Source organism: Serratia sp. PL7 (assembly GCF_945957435.1).
In genome coordinates, this window is record NZ_CAMFLB010000039.1 from 29218 (window position 1) to 49738 (window position 20521).

The window sequence follows — 20521 nt, forward strand, 5'->3', positions numbered from 1 at the left end:
GAGATTGACTTGGTAGCACACATTTAGAACTGGGTGTTCAGGCTCATAAAGTAAGTCCGACCCGGTTCGTTATAGGTTGCCGCCCCGGCACCATAGATATTGACTGCCCCGGTGACTGGGTTACCTACGTTTTGCGAGTTACCGGAACGGAACTGGCGTTTGTCGAACAGGTTCTCGATTCCCGTCGTCACGCTGACATTTTTAGTCAACGCATAGGTGCCGCTCAGGCCAAAGATTGCGTAAGGGCTGACCTCATGAGTTTCCGGCCCAGCGGTTGGCTCCCCACGGTAGTTGTATTTCTTCGGCTTTTGACGGCCATACCAGGTCGCTGTGGTCTGCAAAGACAGATCCTGCGTGGCCTGCCAGCTCAGGGTTGAGTTGATGGTGAACTTGGGAATAATCGACAGGTAATCACCGGTAGTTTTATTCTCGTTCTCAATCATGTAGGTAGCGTTGTTGTTCCAGGCTACCGTTTCGCTCACCGGCACGTTCAACGTTCCTTCCAGACCCTGGATCACCGCTTTAGGCACGTTCTCCCAGCGATAGATATCGGTTTTACTAGCGTTAGAGGCCGTTGGCGAATAGCCCGCTTCGATCTTGTTGCGGTAATCGTTACGGAAGTAGGTGATGCCGGCCAGCCAACCTTCATGGTGGAATTCCAGCCCGATCTCTTTGTTGATGCTGTTCTCGGCCTTAAGGTCGTCATTACCCATCAGATAGCAGCCGGTCCCCGTCGAGCTGGCGGCACAGCCCTGGCCTTTGCTGTAGAGAATATAATCGCCGTTGCTCTGGAACAGGTTGGGGGCTTTATAGGCGCGAGCGATACCCATTTTCAGGGTAAACAGATCGCCCAATTCCTGTGACAGGTTAAGCGACGGGCTCCAGTTGTTACCGGCCATGGAGTGGTGATCATAACGCAGGCCTGGGGTCAGCATTGTGGTATCAGTCAGTTCAATATTATCTTCGGCAAACAGCGAGAAGATATCTGCGGAGGAATACGGACTGCGGTTGGTACTATTGGTACCTGGGATCGCTCCCCCGGTATTCGTGCCGGTCAGCGACTGGGTGGTCGAAGAAGGATCTTTCATTTTCTGCTGGTTCCACTCGGTACCCAGCGTGGCGGTTTGCGGCACCCACATATCGAACGGAATACTGACTTCACTATGGGCCAGGAAATCGTCCAGACGGGTGGTGTTGTAACTGTCGCTGGCGAAGATCCCTTCCAGGCCCCCGGCCAACCCTTCGGCTAAACGGGTATTGCGCGTGCGCTCAAACTGGACGTAGTTGTTGGTGCTAACGCCGTTATCCCATGCGCCACGATAATTGACCGCATAGGTTTCACGATACATACGGTTGGTTTCTTTACCGTAGTTGCTCTGCACCAGTGCATTGGTGTTGGTGTTCTGGGTATCCCCGGCGTACAGGTTGCCCTGGCGGCCATAGGCGTACTGGAAATCCAAGGTCTGCAGGTGGGCGAATTCCCAGCTCAGCAAGGCATCGATATTTTTGTCGACCACCCCTTCACGACCGGCAGGCAGAGTATTGGCATAGGTGCCGGTACGTTCGGACTGATGCCCTTGGTTGATATCCCAGGCGTCGGCCTGCGTTTTGCTGTAGCCACCGAACAGACGGAAGCTCAACTGATCGCTTAACGGGCCGGAAAGGCTGAAATCGGTACGCTTGGTAGCGCCTTCATCCTTATGCTGCGGTACGTTGAAATAACCGTTCAGTGTTCCGTGCAGGTCCTGGCCAGCTTTTTTGGTGATGATGTTGACCACGCCACCTGCCGCGCCGTTACCGTAGCGGGCAGCCGCTGGGCCACGCAGCACTTCGATACGTTCGATCATCTCCGGCGGCACCCAGGCGGTATCGCCACGGGTATCACGCTCACCGCGCCAGCCTTGGCGCACCGAGTTACGGCTGCTGGCCGGTTTGCCGTCGATCAGGATCAGGGTATTTTCTGGCCCCATACCACGAATATCGAGTTGGCGGTTGTTGCCCCGCTGGCCGCTGGTGGAGTTACCGGTCAGGTTGACCCCCGGCATGGTACGGATCAGCTCATTGATATCACGAGCGGGAGGGCGTCTTTTGATTTCTTCGGCAGTGATGGTGGAAACGCCGGGAGCTTGAAGGTTTTGTTTGGCGGCGGTGACGACGATGACATCTTCAGAGGCGGATTCTTTTTTGCTTTTCTCAGCCAGCGCGGCGCTGTCTGAGGGGGGGGCCGTTTGCTCGGCATTGACCGTAAAGGAAAATGCAGATGTGCCCAATCCTAACCCGATGAGTGTGGCTAAAGAATAACGAGATAACTTCCGATTCATTTTGAGGTTCCTACCTAACAACCCTTCCTGATGCGGCGCTGTGTGACAACCGGTCACGGAACGGTTTGTTGTAGTTTTATTGTGTAGTCGAAAATAGTAACGAAACCCAGAGGCCAGGCTGACTGGCAGCAAGATCCCGCTCAATAATTCGGCATCCATCCCTGTTGAAGAATGCCCGCTCTATTTCAAGCTTGTATACACTATTGCAAATGCAAATAATTATCAATAGTATTCCTTATGCCGTTTGGCATTTGGGAACCGGTGAGTCGCACGGCGTGCCTTGCCAACAACACAATGAGTGGGCGTTTTGAAAACTGAACAACAACCAGCAAGCAGTACGTTTTTGGCGAGCAAGCATGCAGGGAGCCACGGTTGGTGGCTGGATATCGCCCGGCGTGGCACCCCTTTGGTGGAACCGCTAGATAATGGGCGATGGAAGGTAACGTTCTTGTGGCGCGATCCTCAGGGCGGTGAACTGACCTCGGCTTATCAACGAGTCTGGATCCATATCAATTGCCTCACCGATCATCATCAAGCTTCTCCTCCTCAAAGCCTGCAACGCCTCACTGGGTCGGACGTCTGGTATTGGCAAACCGAGCTGCAAGGTGACTGGCGCGGTAGCTACTGTTTTATCCCCTGCATGGAGGATAGTCCGTTCGAACCTCAGGGGGATAATCCCCACGCCAATATGCTTTCTATTCGCCACTGGTGGCACCAGGTGTTTGCCAACGCAACTCACGATCTGCTTAATCCTTACCGCGCCTGGCCTGGAGTCGGGGGGCATACTCTTTCTGGCCTGCATATGCCACAGGCTCCTCAACAGCCGGCCTGGCGGGACTTTGACAACTATGCCGTGACCAGCGGCCGCTGTACGCCTGCACCTCCAGCCAAACTGCAACGGCATACCTGGCATAGCCAGCGATTGGGAACCTCCCGCCACGTCTGGATCTACTCCACCGGTGAAAGTAACCCGGCGGCGCGGCCATTGGCTATTTTGCTGGACGGCCAATTCTGGGCCAATCAGATGCCGGTCTGGGATCCGCTGATGCAACTGACGCGTACTGGCCAACTGCCGGAGGCGGTCTACCTGCTGATCGACGTGATCGACCAGCAACACCGCGCACGGGAACTGACCTGCAACGATGAGTTTTGGTTGGCCCTACAGGAAGAGTTATTACCGCAATTGGCCGACTGGGCACCGCACAGCCGTGAGGCTGCCAATACCGTAGTTGCAGGGCAAAGCTTTGGGGGCTTGGGGGCGCTCTATGCTGGCCTGCGCTGGCCGGAATATTTTGGTGCCACCATCAGCCAATCGGGCTCTTTCTGGTGGCCACGCCGCGATATGTTGCAGTTCCCCACCGTGCCGGAGGATGCCTGCTGGTTGATCCGCCAGGTAGAAGAGCGGCAGTTGGGTGCGCGCGGCAAGCTGAAGGTGTTTTTAGAGGCTGGGGCGCATGAAAAGCTGGTCCACCGGGTGAATGACCGCATGGCGGCCCTGTTAAACGCAACCGGGCATCAGGTGCAATATCGGCTAGTGGAGGGCGGGCACGATGCGCTGTGCTGGCGTGGTGGCTTACTCGATGGTCTACAAGCGCATTGGTCGGAGTTGGTCAACCTCCGTGCCGCATTGAAGCCGTCCGCCAACCCTCTTCATGCTTAAGGAGTAAGTAATGGAAACCTTAAACCCGTTCGATGACGAGCAGCAAGTTTGCTACGTCCTGCGTAATGAAGAGCTGTTTTACAGCCTGTGGCCGGATTTCAGCACCATCCCGACTGGTTGGGTCAGCGTTTTTGGCCCGGCGTCCCGGGAGCACTGCGTCAACTGGCTAGAACAGAATTGGCAGGATATGCGGTCCGCATCACTGCGTAAGGCGTGATGGAGACGCAGCAGCAAGAACCGACAACAGGAGCGAACGTCGTGTCAGAAACCTCTATTTTACCCACCGGGCAACAGGTGACCGTTGAGTTGCCATTGGTGGCCGCGCAGCCCGGTATTTGGGTTGCCGATCAAATTTCACCGTACGGCAATGCCTATGCGGTTGCTCATTATATCGAACTGAACGGCCCGCTGGATAAAGACCACCTGTTACAGGCGATCTCACTGGGCCTGGCTGAAGTGGATACCTTACGGCTGCGTTTCGTCGAGCGTGATGGTGTGCCAATGCAGTATTACGACGCCACGATGCCGTTGGCTGCGCCGGAATGGATTGATTTAAGCGACTCGGCGGATGCAGAGGCGGCGGCCCACGCGTTGATGCAGATCGACCTTGGTGCTGAATTACGAGTGAGCAGCGGCAAACCGCTGTATCGCCATATCCTGATGCGTCTGGCCGACGATCGCTGGTTCTGGTATCAGCGTTACCATCATCTGGTGGTCGATGGTTTCAGCTTTACCGCTATTGCTCGCCGTATCGCCAATATTTATACCCGCCTATGTCATCACGAGCAGCCTGAACCGACGCCGTTCACACCTTTTAGCGATGTGGTGGCGGAATATCAGCAATACCAGCAATCCCCTGGTTATCAGCGTGATGCCGATTTTTGGTTGAACAAGGCACGGCAGTTGCCCATGCCAGCCACCCTATGCCCGCAACCGTTGGCCGGGCAGGCACCCTCGACGCGTATTCATCGCTTGGCACAGTTCTGTGCCGCGCAGGATCTTGCACCACTGGTCAGCGTAGGCCAGCAACAACAGCTCAGCGCTGCCGATATGGCGATGGCGCTGGTGGCCGTGTGGGTGGCTCGTCTGACAGGGCAAACCCGCTACAGCGCCGGGTTTATTTTTATGCGCCGCATGGGCTCGGCTGCGCTTTGTGCCACCGGGCCAGTGATTAACGTGCTGCCGGTGGAGATGCACGTCACGCCGCAGGCTACGCTTGCCGATATCGCCGCGCAAATCAGCCGTGAACTGAAGTTTGCCCGCCGCCATCAGCGCTATGATGCCGAACAGGTACAGCGCGATCTGGGGCGTATTGGCGACAGCCAGCCGTTGTATGGCACCGTCTTCAACTTCAAGATGTTCGACTACCAGCTCGATTTTGCTGGTATCAAAGGGATCACTCACGATCTGGCTTCTGGCCCGGTGCGTGATTTGGAAATCGCCTTGTTTATCGACGAGGTGGGCACGCTGAAGATTGAGCTATTGGCCAATGCCGAGCGTTATCAGTTGGCCGAATTGACGGAGCACTTACAGCGCTTGCCGCTGTTGCTGCGGCAGTTTGCGGCCCAACCGACATTGCCGGTGAGCGAAGCCGATTTGCTGAGTGAAAAAGATCACGCACTGCTGGCCAAGGTGAACGACACCGCTTATCCGGTGGCAGCCCTGACCCTTAGTGGTCTGCTGGCCGAGCAGGCGAATAAAACCCCGAATGCCCCGGCGCTGGCAGATGAATACCATCGGTTTAACTACCGCGAAACTCGCGAACAGGTGATCGCTCTGGCCCAGCGTTTGGTGGATCAGGGTGTGCAACCGGGCGACATCGTGGCCGTGGCATTGCCGCGTTCTGTCTTCCTGTCGCTGGCGTTAATGGCGATTGTGGAAGCGGGGGCGGCCTATTTACCACTGGATACCGGCTATCCAGATGAGCGCCTCAGCATGATGCTGGAAGACGCAGCCCCACGTCTGATTATCACCGATGCCTCCCAACAGGCTCGTTTTGTGGGGCAGGGGGAAGTGCTGTTATACGATGCACCACTGGTAGCTACCGCCGCTGCACCGAGTGCGATCCAAGGCCCGACGCCGCATCATCCGGCCTATATCATCTTCACATCCGGCTCAACCGGGCGGCCAAAGGGCGTGTTGGTTGGGCATCAGGCCATCGTTAACCGTTTACTGTGGATGCAGCATCAGTACCCGCTGGCGGCAGATGATGTGGTGCTGCAAAAAACGCCGTGCAGCTTTGACGTCTCGGTGTGGGAATTCTTCTGGCCATTGATGGTGGGCGCGCAGTTAGTGATGGCACCGCCGGAGGCGCACCGCGATCCTCAACAACTGCAAGCGCTGATCGATCGGCATAAAGTCACTACCATGCACTTTGTTCCTTCGATGTTGGCGGCCTTTGTCGGTGCCTTGGACAGCACAACCGCCATCGCCCATTGCCAGCCACTGCGTCAGGTGTTCTGTAGCGGTGAAGCATTACCGGCAGAGTTGTGCCGCTTGTGGCAGAGCCGCACTCAGGTGCCGTTGCATAACCTTTACGGTCCTACCGAGGCGGCGGTGGATGTGACCTGGCATCCGGCCTTTGGTGACGCCCTCGCTGCTGTCACCGGCGCTAACATCCCTATTGGTCTGCCAGTGTGGAATACCGGTTTACGCATTCTCGACGCGCGCTTACGCCCTGTACCGCCGGGCGTAGCTGGCGATCTTTATCTGACAGGCGTGCAACTGGCTCATGGTTATCTGGCCAGGCCGGATCTTACCGCCAGCCGCTTCGTCGCCGATCCGCAGGGCAACGGTGGCCGGATGTATCGCACCGGTGATGTTGCCCGTTGGCTGCCAGACGGCTCGGTAGAATATCTGGGGCGCAGTGACGATCAGCTGAAAATTCGCGGTCAGCGGATAGAACTCAGTGAGATCGACCACGCCTTGCTGTCATTGCCGGGCGTACGTCAGGCGGTGGCTCATGCCTTGGTATTGGAGGGCACGGTTGTCGATACGATGGGCGGCGATGCCCGGCAACTGGTGGGTTACTTGGTCCCACAGCCCGGCGTACATCTGGATAGCGAAGCCCTACGTGCCGCGCTAGCCGATCGCTTGCCGCCGCATATGGTGCCGATCGCCCTGGTTGAAATGGCCGAGTTGCCGCTTAGTGCTAACGGCAAGCTCGATCGCAAAGCCTTGCCACAGCCGCAAACCGGGGGGGGAAAGGCCGGGCGTGAGCCGCAACCCGGGTTGGAAAGCGAGATTGCTGCCGTTTTCGCCCGTTTGCTTCAGCGCGAGCAGGTATTTGCCGATGACGATTTCTTTGCCCTGGGTGGGCATTCATTGCTGGCGATGCGCCTGGCCGCCGAGTTGCGGCGCGATCTGGGTAAAGCGGTGTCGGTTGGCCAGGTGATGGTCGCTTCGAAAGTGGAACAACTGGCTCAGCTACTGGCGGAAGAACGAACGCAGGAAGAGGCCGACCAGTGCGGTTTCGACAGCGTGCTGCCGCTGCGCGTTACCGAAGGCCCAACGCTGTTCTGCCTGCACCCGGCTTCCGGTTTCTCCTGGCAGTTCAGCGTGCTGCCGCGTTATATCGATCAGCATTGGTCGTTGGTGGGTATCCAGTCTCCACGGCCGGAGGGTCCTCTGGCACTGGGTGAGGATATGGATCAGGTCTGCGATGCGCATCTGGCCACGGTATTACAGGTACAGCCACACGGCCCGTATCACTTTATCGGTTACTCTTTGGGGGGAACGTTGGCTCAAGGTATCGCAGCGCGTTTGCAGGCACGTGGGGAGGAGGTGGCTTTCCTTGGCTTGCTGGATACCTATCCGCCGGAAACTCAGAACTGGGACGTGATGCTGGACGACAACGTGCTCAAAGAGGTACAGCGCGAGCGTGAGCAGTTCCTGGCGGTATCAGAAGATACGCTCGATCCGGCGTTGGGCGAGGCGCGGGTCGCGATGTTTGACAATATCGAAGCCAACTACGCGGATTCGGTCAGGTTGTTGTCACACACCCATACGGCGCATTTCCAGGGGCAAGCGACGCTGTTTGTGGCCAAGCGCACCTTGCAAGCAGGCATGGATGTGCAGCACACCTGGGCGGAATATGTCGACGCGTTGCAGGTGTTTGAACTGGATTGTGCGCATGTGGATATCGTTTCACCGGCTTCGTTCAAGGTATTGGGCCCCTTGTTGAACCGGGTGTTGCGGGCACTGTAACTGTAATGCCATGTGCAAACAGCAGGTTAAAAACGACAGTGAGCCGTTCTCGCTGAAAAACATTTCCTGGTGGAGTGTCTGCGATAAGTGGCAGGAGATCTAACGCGGCACTTGCCCTGTTGCTGTTGCCACCAAGTATGACCTGTCTTATCATCCCAACCGGGCAATAGCAATATTGCCCGCCAATGGAGGCGATCCGCGTGCGCACGGGCAGCGGTGACGGACATTATCCAGTCAGGAAGGAATAAAATTTGAAACAGCTTCAGAAAACCCGTGGATACCGGCAGCCACTGATTGCCTGTCTGATCATCGGCAATGTCCTGCTGATGGCTGGCTGCGCGAATGAACGCCCGGTCACCTCGTTTGTCACACCCACTGCGGAGCCTACGCCTGTTGTCGTTGAAACTCCGCCATCCCCGCCAGAACCGACGCCTATAAGCAGGTGTCAGAGCGATCTTGCCGCGTTGCAAACCGTTAGTCCTCGGACCTATGCAGTCAGGAAGGCCAATTTTGACAGCCTGCTGGCCAACGCCTCGTTTTACAGCGGGGTACGCGGTGATGTGAACGCATTGACCAAAAATACGGTAGACGCACTGTATAAATATAAAACCAATCAGCTGTGTGCACAGATCGGGCAGGACTTGCTTAACGGACTGATCCGCAAAATGGAGAGCGTGAAATGAAGTTGGGGTTAAAGTATGGTTTGGCCTTGAGCCTGACGTTGCCAGTGGGATGCGCATTGGGTGCAGAGCAACTCAAGGATGACAGGGCCAGCACCATCCAGGCCTTGGAAGCGATCACCAGCCAAGAGAGTGAGGCTCCGGCGTTGTTGTTGCTGAGCCCTTCACAACTGAATGAGATCAGCCCTCCCGCAGAAAGGAAAGTGAGTAAACCCTCCACCAATACCAAGACCCGCGAGTCAGCGCCCCTGCAAGCGCAAATCAAACAGTTAAATGCTGCCCTTGCCCAACGTGACCAAGAGCTGCAGCAACTTCGTCAGGCTGCACAGCAGGATGCAGATGCTCGCGCCGAGGTTAGCCAGTTGAAAAAGACCCTGCAGGAGAATCTGCAGGCGACGGAGCAGATGCAGCAGGATATGGTGGCTGCGGCGACGGCTAAAGGTGAGAACTCCAACGAAAACGGTAGGCTACAGCAGGCGCTGGACCAAAGCCGCCAACAGAGCTCGGCGTTGCAGAAGCAGTTGGCTGCCCTGGCCAAAGCACACACCGATAATAGCGAGGAAAACAAGGCGTTGCAGGCAGAGTTGAACGACAGCCGTCAACAGGCCGAGCAAGCGAAAAAGGCGTTGGCCGAGTTATCGGCGAAAACTGAAGCTAAACCCATCTTGCAGCTTGCGCTGGATGAAAGCCTGCAAAACCAACTGACGATGCTGAAAGTAGCCAACGAACAGCAACAGGCGGAAAACAGCCGGCTGCAGCAACAGTTGGCTACACAGCCACGAGAAATCATAGAACCGAAGTCAGAGCTTGAGATCCGTGATTATGCCATCGGCAGTTCCCTGGCAGAAGATATGTTGGCCTTGCTCAAACAGCGGGCGGCTCAGGGAGTTGAAGTGGACAGCCGTCTGGCGCTGGCGGGGGTGCAAGATACCTTCGCGGGCAAACTCAAGCTGCAACCGGAGCAGATCGACAAGGCGTTGGATGCCAGCGAAAAGTTGGTGCAACGTAATGCACAGCAGCAAAAATTGGACACCGAAAAGGCAGGGGCACGTTACATCGAGCAGTTTGCCAAGCAAAAACAGGTGAAAAAAGAGGCTTTAGGCTACTTTTACCGGATCGATAAGACCGGAAAGGGGACTATCGGCGCAAACAACATGATCAGCGTGGCGGTGAAAGAGAGCCTGATCAACGGTAAAGTCGTCAAGGATATGCAGGCGGCAGGCACCTCGGTCACCCAGTTACTGAGCAGCTATCCACCGATATTCAGAACGGCAATCTCTAAGCTGCAAAATCACGGCAGTATCACGATGGTCGTACCGCCAAGCTTGGCTTACGGCGATAAAGGCCTGCCCCCTGATATCTTGCCGGGTTCGACCATGGTCTATAACGTCACGGTCTTGGATGTCGCACCTGCCAAGTAAATGGAGCACGGCTGTGGCTGCCTGCGTAAAGGCTTCCAACCTTGGGTGGCCAAAGTTAGTTAGAGGGCTCTCGCGCTCACGGTGATGATCTGTCAGTAGAGCCATCGGCTATCAGCCGGTGGTCTGATTTTCATCGTGAGTTTGCTGGCCGCTATTTCCCCAATGGTACCACCAGCGGCGTATGCGAAACCGGATCGTCGATGATCACGCACTTCAGCCCGTAAACCTCCTCGATCAATTCTGGCGTAACAATGTCTTTTGGCGCGCCCTCGGCCACCACTTTGCCGTCGCGCATGGCGATCAGATGGGTGGCATAGCGGCAGGCATGGTTGAGATCGTGTAGCACCACCACCAGCGTGTAATGATTCACCCGGTTCAATTGGCGCAACAGCTCCAACAGATCGATTTGGTGAGTGATGTCCAGCCAGGTGGTCGGCTCATCCAGCAGCAGCAGCGGCGTTTGCTGGGCCAACACCATGGCGATCCACACCCGCTGGCGTTGCCCACCGGAAAGGGTATCGACGGGTTGATCGGCCAACTGTGCCACGCCGGTTGAGCGCATGGCCTGTTCCACTGCCTGCTGATCTTCTTCGCGCCAGCGGCTGAACAGGCTCTGATGAGGGTAGCGGCCACGGGCAACCAGATCGAACACCGTGATATCACCTGGGGCAATTGAGCTTTGTGGTAACAGGCCCAGTTGGCGTGCGACTTCCTTGGTGGGATATTCCCGGATTTGTCGGCCATTCAGCCACACCGAGCCCGCCTGGGGTTGCATCAGGCGGCTGAGGGTGCGCAGCAACGTGGATTTACCGCAGGCGTTTGGCCCGATTATGACCGTCAGTTCGCCATGAGGAATAGACACTGAAAGATCGCGTGCGACGATTTTCTTGTCGTAGCTCAGCGTCAGGTTTTCGGCACGCAGCGGTGCGGTTAACGGGGTTTCAGCATTCATTTTTTTCGTGACTCACGGATAAGTAACCAAATCAGATAGATGCCACCGATGCTGACGGTCAACACACCGACCGGCAACTGATAAGGCATAAACAGGCGCTGCGCTGCCACATCGGCCGCCAGCAATAATAGGGCACCGGTCAGCGCGGTGAGCAGCAAGACGTTCTGATTGGCGCACAGGCGGCGGGCAATTTGCGGGGCGACCAGGGCAATAAAGGAAATCGGCCCGGCCACGGCGGTGGCGGCAGCGGTTAGTATCACTCCGACCAGCAGCAACAGCAGCCGGGAGCGTTCAACCCCAACGCCGAGTGCGCAGGCGGTGTCATCCCCCATTTCCAGCAACCGCATACGTCTTGTCAACGTCAGCAATACCAGTAACGCCAGCAGCAGTACCGCCAGCACCGGCAGGCTTTTCGCCCAGGTGATGCCGTTGAGGGAACCGGCGTTCCACAGCCCAGCTGTCATGGATGCTTCCAATGAGGCGCTGATGATCATCCAGGTATTGGCGGCCAGCAGCAGGGCACGAACGGCAATCCCGACAATGATCAGGCGGAAGGTTTCTACCCCGTTGCTCCAGGCCAACAGATAAACCACCCCGGCGGTAAGCAGGCCACCGGCCAACGCCCCAGAGGTAATGCCGATAACGCTGCTGTTAAACAGCACGATGGCGACCAGTACGCCGCTATAGGCTCCCGTATTGAAACCAATCACGTCAGGGCTGCCGAGCGGGTTACGCAACAGTGACTGGAAAATCGCACCGCTGAGGCCGAGCGCTGCCCCCAACAGTAAAGCCATGGCCACACGTGGCAAACGCCACTGGGTGACGATCACCGCAAGATTGGTCGGGCCTTCGCCGAGTAACGCGTCGATCACCTGCGCAGCACTGAGCTGCAAGGTACCAGAACCGAGGGCATAAACCGCCAGCGCAAGGCAGGTGAGCAACAACAGCAGGGCAGTTGCCATTGGACGCGCCAGCCGAAATGGCTTTCTGGCGAGGATTTGGCGGGAAACCAACAGGCTCATCTTATCCTCCCCGCCGGAACATACGGCGCTGGCGCACCAGCATAATCAACATTGGTGCACCAATCAGGGAAAGTACGATGGAGACCCGCAGTTCCCCCGCAACCAGAAAGCGCCCCAATAAATCAGCGCTTAGCAGCAGGATCGGCGTTAAAACCAGCGTCCAGGGCAGCATCCAGCTTAATTCGGAACCTGCTAACCGCCGGGCAATGTGGGGCATCATCAGTCCGACAAAGGCAATAGGACCAACGGCGGCGGTAGCTCCGCCACACAGCAGCGTTATAGCTAACAGGCCAAGCAGTTGAGTGCGGATAATCCCGGTGCCGAGCGCCGCTGCAAGCTCACTCCCCATGCTTAAGCTGTTCAACGCCTTGCTAAGCCACAGGGTGATCAGCGTACCCAACAGGATTGGCAATGCTACGGCACGTACTACCGCCATATTCTGAATGTCCAGTGTGCCAGCCTGCCAAAAACGCAGCTGATCGAACACCAAAGGATTGAGCAGAGCGATGCCGGTGGTCATCCCTTCCAGCACAGCGGCCAGCGCTACCCCGGCCAGCGTCAGTCGCACAGGATTAACGCGGCTGCCGCCCAATGCGCCTACCAGCGCCACCAACAGCGAGGCAAACAGCGCCCCGGCAAAGGCGAACCACAGATATTGGCTGACGTTGGTCGCACCAAAGAAAGTTATGCCCAACACTACGGCGAAACCGGCTCCGGAGTTAACTCCTAAGATGCCAGGGTCTGCCAGTGGGTTGCGGGTGAGGGTTTGCATCAGCGCGCCAGCCAGCCCAAGTGCAATGCCAGCCAATACGCCGATCAGGGTGCGTGGCAGGCGTGCTTCTGTAATGATGACGCAGTCTGCGCCGCTGCATTGGCCGCTCAGAGCGGCAACGACGTTACTGAAAGGAATGGATTTAGCTCCCAGCGATAGGCTGAGCATCATTACCAACAGCAGCACGGCAAAGGCGCACAGCAGGCCAAACAGGCGCTGCCAGAAGGCGCGGGATAACCCCAGAAACAGTATGCCCCTGCGGTCAGGAAGCGGAGGAGAACAATTAGGTGTAAGCCGGAACATGACAGCCCATTTTAACTGAATATCAATGATATCTATTATCATTATTGATTGTATTTATCTATGGTAGCATGGCAGCCTAACCAGCACTAGCACCGAGCCTATCGAATATCGTGTCGTTGTTTGTGGAAGATCAAGGATATAAGTTGTGGTGATAACCAGATGAATAAACCCTCTATTTTGCTCGATTTTGGCCTGCTTAGGACCAACCCCGCTTTTCGTGCCGTATTCTGCGCCCGTTTTATTTCGATCCTGGCATTGGGCCTGATGGCGATCGCCATTCCGGTGCAGATCCAGGCGTTAACCGGCTCAACCTTGTTGGTCGGGCTGTCGGTGACCCTGGCGGGCAGCGGAATGTTTGCCGGTTTGCTGATGGGCGGCGTGTTGGCCGATCGTTATGAACGCCGTCGCCTGATCCTGTTTGCGCGCTCAACCTGCGGTGTGGGTTTTTTGGGGCTGTGCCTCAATGCTGCGCTACCTTCACCTTCATTGACGGCCATTTATCTTCTCGCAGTGTGGGACGGATTTTTTGGTGCGGTAGGCGTAACGGCGTTGCTGGCGGCGACACCGGCCATTGTTGGCCGTGAGAATATCGTACAGGCCGGGGCCATCAGCATGCTGACCGTGCGCTTTGGGTCGATCCTGTCTCCCGCTATCGGCGGGCTGGTGATCGCCGGGGCGGGTATCAGTTGGAACTATGCGCTGGCGGCCTTGGGAACGTTGATCACTTTGATCCCGCTATTAAAACTGCCCCAGTTACCACCTCCGCCGCAGCCCCGTGAACACCCGCTGCGGGCGTTGATCGGCGGCTTCACCTTCCTGTTCCAGAACAAGGTGATTGGCATGGTGGCGCTGATTGGTGCGTTGATGACCATGGCCAGTGCGGTGCGCGTGTTATATCCAGCTATCTCGGGCATGTGGCAGGTTACCACCCAGAGTTTGGGGATCATGTATGCGGCGGTGCCATTAGGGGCGGCGATTGGCGCATTTACCAGTGGCCGGGTGGCTCAGATGGCACGGCCAGGCTGGATGATGTTGATAACGGCGATAGCGGCTTTCGTGGCCGTGGGGTTGTTTGGACTGATGCCTTGGTACGGCATGGCGTTGTTGTGCCTGGTGGTGTTTGGCTACCTCAGCGCACTGAACTCGCTGCTGCAATATGGCCTGATACAGAACCTGACGCCGGACGCGTTTCTGGGCCGGATTAACGGCCTGTGGACCGCGCAGAACGTAGTAGGGGATGCGCTTGGTGCTTTGCTGCTCGGCGCGATGGGGGCATTTATGCTGCCAGCGATGAGTTCGACCAGCTTCGGTTTCGGTGCGGCGCTGCTGGCTGTGGTGCTGGCGTTTGCCATGCGTGGCCTGCGCAACGTGAGCATGGGCGGGCAGAGCGATAAACTCCAACCCGCCACTGCGACTACGGAGAAATAAACAGCTTTTCCAGACGCGTCAGCAAGTTGCTGGCGCTGTAATAATCCAGCCGGAAGGTGTCGTTCCCCAGGGCATAAACCCGCTTGTTCTCCACCGCGGGCAGATGGGCCAGGAAACTGTTGCTCATCAGCCGCTGCACGTCGCTTTCGTCATTGGCGAATAACAGCAGCGTTTGGCCATTCAAGCCTTCTGCCAGGTTTTCACCGCCGAGTTGGACGATGTCTTTCCGCGCCCCTTGGCTGGTGCTGGCGTTGAGTTTGGGCGGCAAGGTGGCCAAGGTAAAGCCTAGCTGTTGCAGCAGTTGCCCTTGTGATGAGTCGGCGGTCCACAGGTTGGCATTCTTGCCATCGCTGCGAAACACCAGTGCCGTTATGGGCTGGGGTGGCAATGTCATCTGCTGTTTCAGCGTTTTCTCACGGCGATCAAACTCGCTGACGATCTTCTCCGCTTGTGCTTCATGGCCGGTCGCTACGCCGAGGATGTTGGCCAGTTCCTGCCAGCTTTTATCGTCGTAGTTCACCACCAGTACCGGAGCGATGGCCGACAGTTGATCGTACAGGCGCACCGCAGAATCGGCTCCGGTAGCGGACATTACAATCAGGTCAGGTGCCTCACCGGCGATCGCCTCGGCATTGGGTTCACCAATATATAACCGCTTCACTCCACGTTTGGCCGCAATCTCTCCCCACTGGTGGAAAAAGCCCTGCCGATCCGACAGCCTATTGTTTGGGCTGGTGGCTCCGCTGGCGATCACCGGAGCGTCTATCGCCAGCAGTGTCCCGGTAACCGTCACGCTGGTGGAAACGATGCGCTGTGGGGGGTGGTTAAGGGTGATAACGCCGTGCGAGGTTTCGATACTGCGCGGCCAGGCTTGAGTCTCGGCCTGGGCTACGCTCAATGCCAGCAGGCCAAACAGCGCCAGGCTGAGCCGCAGGGGAATTGACATCGGTGACATCCTTTTAATTCGAATGATTATCATTCATTGGTCAGAAACCGCCAAGTTTAACTGTTAATGTGGGTTAGCAGAAGAGGTTACGTTTATTGACATGGTAAGTTCTGGCAGGTACTTTATCGCGGATGCAATACAAATGATAATCATTATTATATTGGTTATTGTTAATGAAACAAGAGGAAGTACCTATGGACGTAGCCGTTAAGGGCGCTGCGCAAAAGGACCTGCAACAGGGTGTAGATCTGGCACAGGTCGCCACAATATCCCCGACTTCAGGTTTCTTTTTTACCTCGCCTTTTCGCAGTCTGAGCACCCAGGGATGCTTTGCCCGCATCACCTTGCCAGCGGTTGATGGCGATGACCTGCAGGGTCAATTCCAGCAGGCGATACAGCAGGCTTTTGCGCAAGCCCGCAAGGCAGGCATCAAGGATCCGCTGCTGTGCGGCGCGATCCCTTTTGACACTCGTCAACCCTCGTCACTGTTTATCCCACAACAGACGCAATGGTTCGATCGTGAAACCTTGCAGGCCAGTTTGGCACCTGCTGCTGGATCGATCCCTGAGATTGTCCGCCAAACCGAGTTGCCAGCGCAGCCGCAGTTTATGCAGATGGTTAGCGATGCCGTACAGGCAACTAGTGGTGATCGATTGGATAAGGTGGTGCTCGCCCGCCTGTTGGACATTGAAACCAGCAAGCCGGTAGACCACGCAGCGTTGATGACACGCATCATTGCCCAGAATCCGCACGGCTTCCATTTCCACGTGCCGCTGGCAGAGGGGGCATTGGTGGGAGCCAGCCCGGAGCTGCTGCTGCGTAAATTTGGCGACCAGTTCCATTCCAACCCGCTGGCGGGATCGGCTCGGCGCGAAAGCGATCCGCAGCGGGATCGGGCCGTCAGCGAACAACTGTTGGTTTCAGGCAAAGACCGTTATGAACACCAGATCGTGACCGAAGGTATGCGCCAGGTCTTGGCCGGGCGTTGCAGTCATTTGCATATTCCCGCAACCCCTGAACTGCTCAGCACCACTACGTTATGGCATCTTTCGACGCCAATCGACGGTGAAGTGGCCGATCGGGCAGAGAATGCCCTGTCGCTGGCCTGCCTGTTGCACCCGACGCCGGCATTATGCGGTACCCCAACACTGGTAGCGCGCGATCTTATCGAACAGCTTGAGCCGTTTGACCGGCAACTGTTTGGCGGCATCGTCGGCTGGTGTGACGCCGAGGGTAACGGAGAATGGGTCGTCACCATCCGTTGCGGCACCGTCAAGGGGAATCAGGTACGTCTGTTTGCCGGTGCGGGCATCGTGCAGGACTCTTCCCCGCAGTCCGAATGGCACGAAACCGGTACCAAGCTCAGCACCATTCTGCGTGCGTTTGGCCTTAATCAAGGATAGAGAGTCCCATGACTATTGCTTTTACCCCCTGGCCAGAAGAGTTCGCGCGCCGTTACCGCGAACGCGGCTATTGGATCGATCGGTCATTGACCGACATCTTGTCCCGTCAGGCAGACAACGACGCTATTGCCATGATCGACCCACAACGCAGCTTAAGCTACCGCCAACTGGAACAGCTTTCCGATCGTCTAGGTGCCGCCTTGTTAAGACGCGGACTGCAATCGGGCGATACCGCGTTGGTTCAACTTGGCAACGTGGTTGAATTCTATGTGGTGTTCTTTGCTCTGTTAAAAATCGGCGTGGTGCCGGTGAATGCCCTGTTCAGCCATCAACGTAGCGAACTGAACGCCTATGCCAGCCAAATCAAGCCTGCGCTGCTGATTGCCGATCGCGATCACGCCCTGTTCGCTCAGGATCAGTTCCTGGATACGTTCAGAGAACAGCATCCTTCGCTACGGGTGGTTGGGCTGCGTAATCAGGCCGAAGGTGAACAGGCGTTGGCCGCTTGGCTGGAAGAGGAACTCGGTGCTTTTGAACCGACGCCAATGGCCGCCGATCGGGTGGCGTTTTTCCAGCTTTCCGGTGGCAGCACCGGTACGCCGAAGCTGATCCCGCGTACCCATAACGATTATTACTACAGCATTCGCCGCAGCGTAGAGATTTGCCGCTTCGACAGCGCTACCCGCTATCTGTGTGCGTTACCAGTGGCCCACAACTACCCTATGAGCTCTCCAGGCGTGTTGGGGGTGTTCTACGGTGCCGGGCTGGTGGTGTTTGCCAGCGATCCCGCAGCCGCCCAATGTTTCAAACTGATCGAACAGCATCAGATCACTGTCACCGCGCTGGTGCCGCCTGCCGTTACCCTGTGGTTACAGGCGATCGAAGAGTGGGGCAGCAATCAGCCGTTAGCCAGCCTGGCGCTGCTGCAGGTTGGCGGAGCCAAATTGGGGGAAACCCTGGCGGCCCGCATACGCAACGAGATCGGCTGCCAGTTGCAGCAGGTGTTTGGCATGGCCGAAGGGCTGGTGAACTACACATTGCTGGATGACGACGACCAACACATTCTCACCACCCAAGGCACGCCAATGTGCCCGGACGACGAGCTGTGGGTGGCAGATGAACAAGGTAATCCGCTACCGGTAGGGGAAACGGGCCGCCTGATGACGCGTGGGCCATACACCTTCCGCGGCTATTACCAAAGCCCTGAGCATAATGCCGAAGCCTTTGACGAGAACGGTTTCTACTGTTCCGGCGATCTGATCAGCCTGACGGCGGACGGCTACGTGCAGGTACAAGGGCGGCAGAAAGACCAAATCAACCGGGGTGGCGAAAAGATTGCCGCAGAAGAAATTGAAAACCTGTTGTTGCGCCACCCGGCGGTGATTAACGCCGCGCTGGTGTCGATGCCAGACGAGCTGATGGGTGAAAAAAGCTGTGCCTTTGTCATCGCGCACGAGGCCGTCAAACCCGTGGTGCTGCGCCGCCATCTGCGTGAGCAGGGCGTGGCCGAATTTAAATTGCCCGACCGCTTTATTCAGGTGGAGTCACTACCGTTAACCCCGGTCGGCAAAGTCGATAAAAAACTGCTGCGTGAACGCCTGGAAACGCAACAACTGGCTCAGGCCAAAGGAGAATAAGTCATGGCGATCCCTAAACTTAACGATTATGCGTTGCCAACGCCGAGCGAGCTGCCGGTTAACAAGGTTAACTGGGCCTTCGAGCCACAGCGCGCGGCACTGCTGATCCACGACATGCAGCAATATTTCCTCAATTTCTGGGGCGAAGATAGCCCGCTGATCAAACAGGTGGTCGCGAACATTGCCGCTCTGCGCCGCTACTGCAAGCAGCAGGGTATCCCGGTGTTTTATACCGCGCAGCCTAATCAGCAAAGTGATGAAGACCGTGCCTTGCTGAATGATATGTGGGGGCCGGGGCTGAACAAGCACCCTGAGCAGCAGGCGGTGGTCAGCGAATTGGCACCGGATGCTGATGATACGGTGTTGGTGAAGTGGCGCTACAGCGCGTTCCACCGCTCGCCGCTGCAAGAGATCCTGCAAGAAAGTGGGCGCGATCAGCTGATTATCTGCGGCGTTTACGCGCATATTGGCTGTATGACCACGGCTATCGACGCCTTTATGCGTAACATCAAGCCGTTTATGGTGGCCGATGGCCTGGCGGACTTCTCCCGCGAGGAACACCTGATGGCCTTGCGTTACACCGCCGGGCGCTGTGGCCGAGTGGTGACTACCGCCGATCTGCTACCCGGTATTGCCAGCATCGATGCGCTGCGCCAGCAAATTATCCCGTTGCTTGATGAAGATAGTGAAGAGATCGGCAATGACGAAAACCTGATCGATTACGGTCTGGACTCGGTGCGTATCATGGAGTTGGCAACCCGCTGGCGTAAAATTCGTGAAGATATCGATTTTATTGCGCTGGCCAAATCACCGACGATCGATAGCTGGTGGGCGCTGCTTTCCGATAGGAGATCCTGATGGCTAGAGAACCGGAATTTAGCGGTAAACGCGTTTGGGTGACCGGTGCCGGGGCGGGGATTGGTTATCAAACCGCATTGGCATTTGCACAGAGTGGGGCCGAGGTTATCGGCTTCGATCTGCATTTTAGCGATCTGGACTATCCGTTCCGCACCGAGGTGCTGGATATCACTGATGCCGCTATGGTAGATAGCGTTTGCCAGCGTTTATTGGCGGAACATGAACGGTTGGACGTGCTGGTCAATGGGGCTGGCGTTCTGCGCATGGGGCTGACCGATGAAACCAGCAATGCGGACTGGCTGGCATGCATGGCGGTGAACGCGGGTGGTGCCTTTAACCTGTTCCGTCATACCTTGCCGGTGTTCCGCCGCCAGAAGCAGGGGGCCATCGTGAGCATTGCTTCTAACGCGGCCCATGTGCCACGCGTTGGTATGGCGGCTTACTGCGCCTCCAAGGCCGCTATGCGCAGCCTGTGTCAAACCGTGGGGCTGGAAATGGCGCCTTATGGTGTGCGCAGTAACCTGGTTTCTCCCGGCTCGACCAATACCCCGATGCTGCGCGGGATGTGGCAGGACGAACACGGTGAAAGCAATATGATCAAGGGTTTCCCTGACCAGTTTAAGTTGGGTATCCCGTTGGGCAAAATTGCCCAGCCACAGGAGATTGCCGACGCGATTCTGTTCCTGGCGTCTGACCGGGCTAGCCATATCACGATGCAGGATATTGTGATCGATGGTGGGGCGACGTTGGCGGCCTGAGTTATTGCCAATGCGTTAAAACCGTAGGGAGCCGAGTTGGGCTCCCTTTTTGTTTTTGATGGTTAGTAACTAATTGCCTTTAAAATATTTATTTCTTTGCGGCGGCTAGGTTAATGGCGGAATAACCGGTGGCGCAGACTGTTCCCTCTCCTTG

General features: G+C 56.8%; 15 protein-coding genes. 10 read left to right on the forward strand and 5 right to left on the reverse strand.

Going from position 1 to position 20521, the window contains the following annotated elements; translation table 11 throughout:
- Positions 1–23 precede the first annotated feature (23 nt).
- A complete protein-coding gene (locus tag N6G83_RS51045) occupies positions 24–2321 on the reverse strand; it encodes a TonB-dependent siderophore receptor (protein WP_211135514.1) in 2298 nt (765 codons plus the stop codon).
- 307 nt (positions 2322–2628) lie between these two features.
- Between N6G83_RS51045 and fes the strand changes: the two genes are divergently transcribed.
- From fes to N6G83_RS51070, 5 genes are all read left to right on the forward strand, one after another.
- Positions 2629–3981 carry an enterochelin esterase gene (gene fes / locus N6G83_RS51050; protein ID WP_211135513.1) on the forward strand — a complete coding sequence of 451 codons (1353 nt, stop codon included), beginning with the start codon at positions 2629–2631 and terminating at the stop codon, positions 3979–3981.
- Between the two features lie 10 nt (positions 3982–3991).
- Complete coding sequence (locus N6G83_RS51055; RefSeq protein WP_211135512.1) at positions 3992–4198, forward strand: MbtH family protein; 207 nt, start codon at positions 3992–3994, stop codon at positions 4196–4198.
- A gap of 41 nt (positions 4199–4239) precedes the next feature.
- Complete coding sequence (locus N6G83_RS51060; RefSeq protein ID WP_248006615.1) at positions 4240–8187, forward strand: enterobactin synthase subunit F; 3948 nt, start codon at positions 4240–4242, stop codon at positions 8185–8187.
- A gap of 251 nt (positions 8188–8438) precedes the next feature.
- The gene (locus tag N6G83_RS51065) at positions 8439–8870 is read left to right on the forward strand and encodes a hypothetical protein (RefSeq protein ID WP_199062375.1); all 432 of its coding nucleotides are present in this window, start codon (positions 8439–8441) and stop codon (positions 8868–8870) included.
- On the forward strand, positions 8867–10288 hold the full coding sequence (locus N6G83_RS51070) for an FKBP-type peptidyl-prolyl cis-trans isomerase N-terminal domain-containing protein (RefSeq protein ID WP_211135510.1): 1422 nt from the start codon (positions 8867–8869) through the stop codon (positions 10286–10288). Before N6G83_RS51065 ends, N6G83_RS51070 begins: the two co-directional genes overlap by 4 nt.
- A gap of 151 nt (positions 10289–10439) precedes the next feature.
- Here the strand turns inward: N6G83_RS51070 and N6G83_RS51075 are convergent, their stop codons facing one another.
- Genes N6G83_RS51075 through fepD form a run of 3 tightly spaced genes read right to left on the reverse strand, consistent with a single transcriptional unit; the run spans position 10440 to position 13337 of the window.
- The gene (locus N6G83_RS51075) at positions 10440–11240 is read right to left on the reverse strand and encodes an ATP-binding cassette domain-containing protein (protein ID WP_021178674.1); all 801 of its coding nucleotides are present in this window, start codon (positions 11238–11240) and stop codon (positions 10440–10442) included.
- Entirely contained in the window at positions 11237–12262 is a 1026-nt protein-coding gene (gene fepG / locus N6G83_RS51080) for an iron-enterobactin ABC transporter permease (protein ID WP_199062373.1), read from the reverse strand. Before fepG ends, N6G83_RS51075 begins: the two co-directional genes overlap by 4 nt.
- Position 12263: 1 nt before the next feature.
- On the reverse strand, positions 12264–13337 hold the full coding sequence (fepD, locus tag N6G83_RS51085; protein ID WP_211135509.1) for a Fe(3+)-siderophore ABC transporter permease: 1074 nt from the start codon (positions 13335–13337) through the stop codon (positions 12264–12266).
- Between the two features lie 159 nt (positions 13338–13496).
- Between fepD and entS the strand changes: the two genes are divergently transcribed.
- Entirely contained in the window at positions 13497–14765 is a 1269-nt protein-coding gene (gene entS / locus N6G83_RS51090; RefSeq protein ID WP_024527138.1) for an enterobactin transporter EntS, read from the forward strand.
- Here entS and fepB read toward each other — a convergent pair.
- Positions 14752–15720 carry a Fe2+-enterobactin ABC transporter substrate-binding protein gene (gene fepB, locus N6G83_RS51095; RefSeq protein ID WP_370571974.1) on the reverse strand — a complete coding sequence of 323 codons (969 nt, stop codon included), beginning with the start codon at positions 15718–15720 and terminating at the stop codon, positions 14752–14754. The genes entS and fepB overlap by 14 nt on opposite strands.
- 185 nt (positions 15721–15905) lie before the next feature.
- On the opposite strand from fepB, the gene N6G83_RS51100 reads away from it, so the two are divergent.
- Genes N6G83_RS51100 through dhbA form a run of 4 tightly spaced genes read left to right on the forward strand, consistent with a single transcriptional unit; the run spans position 15906 to position 20367 of the window.
- Complete coding sequence (locus N6G83_RS51100) at positions 15906–17114, forward strand: isochorismate synthase (RefSeq protein ID WP_260524296.1); 1209 nt, start codon at positions 15906–15908, stop codon at positions 17112–17114.
- 8 nt (positions 17115–17122) lie between these two features.
- Positions 17123–18751 carry a (2,3-dihydroxybenzoyl)adenylate synthase gene (locus N6G83_RS51105; RefSeq protein WP_260524297.1) on the forward strand — a complete coding sequence of 543 codons (1629 nt, stop codon included), beginning with the start codon at positions 17123–17125 and terminating at the stop codon, positions 18749–18751.
- A gap of 3 nt (positions 18752–18754) precedes the next feature.
- Entirely contained in the window at positions 18755–19609 is an 855-nt protein-coding gene (locus N6G83_RS51110) for an isochorismatase (protein WP_024527142.1), read from the forward strand.
- Positions 19609–20367, forward strand: a complete 759-nt coding sequence (dhbA, locus tag N6G83_RS51115) for a 2,3-dihydro-2,3-dihydroxybenzoate dehydrogenase (RefSeq protein WP_211136900.1) — start codon at positions 19609–19611, stop codon at positions 20365–20367. Before N6G83_RS51110 ends, dhbA begins: the two co-directional genes overlap by 1 nt.
- Positions 20368–20521: the final 154 nt, after the last annotated feature.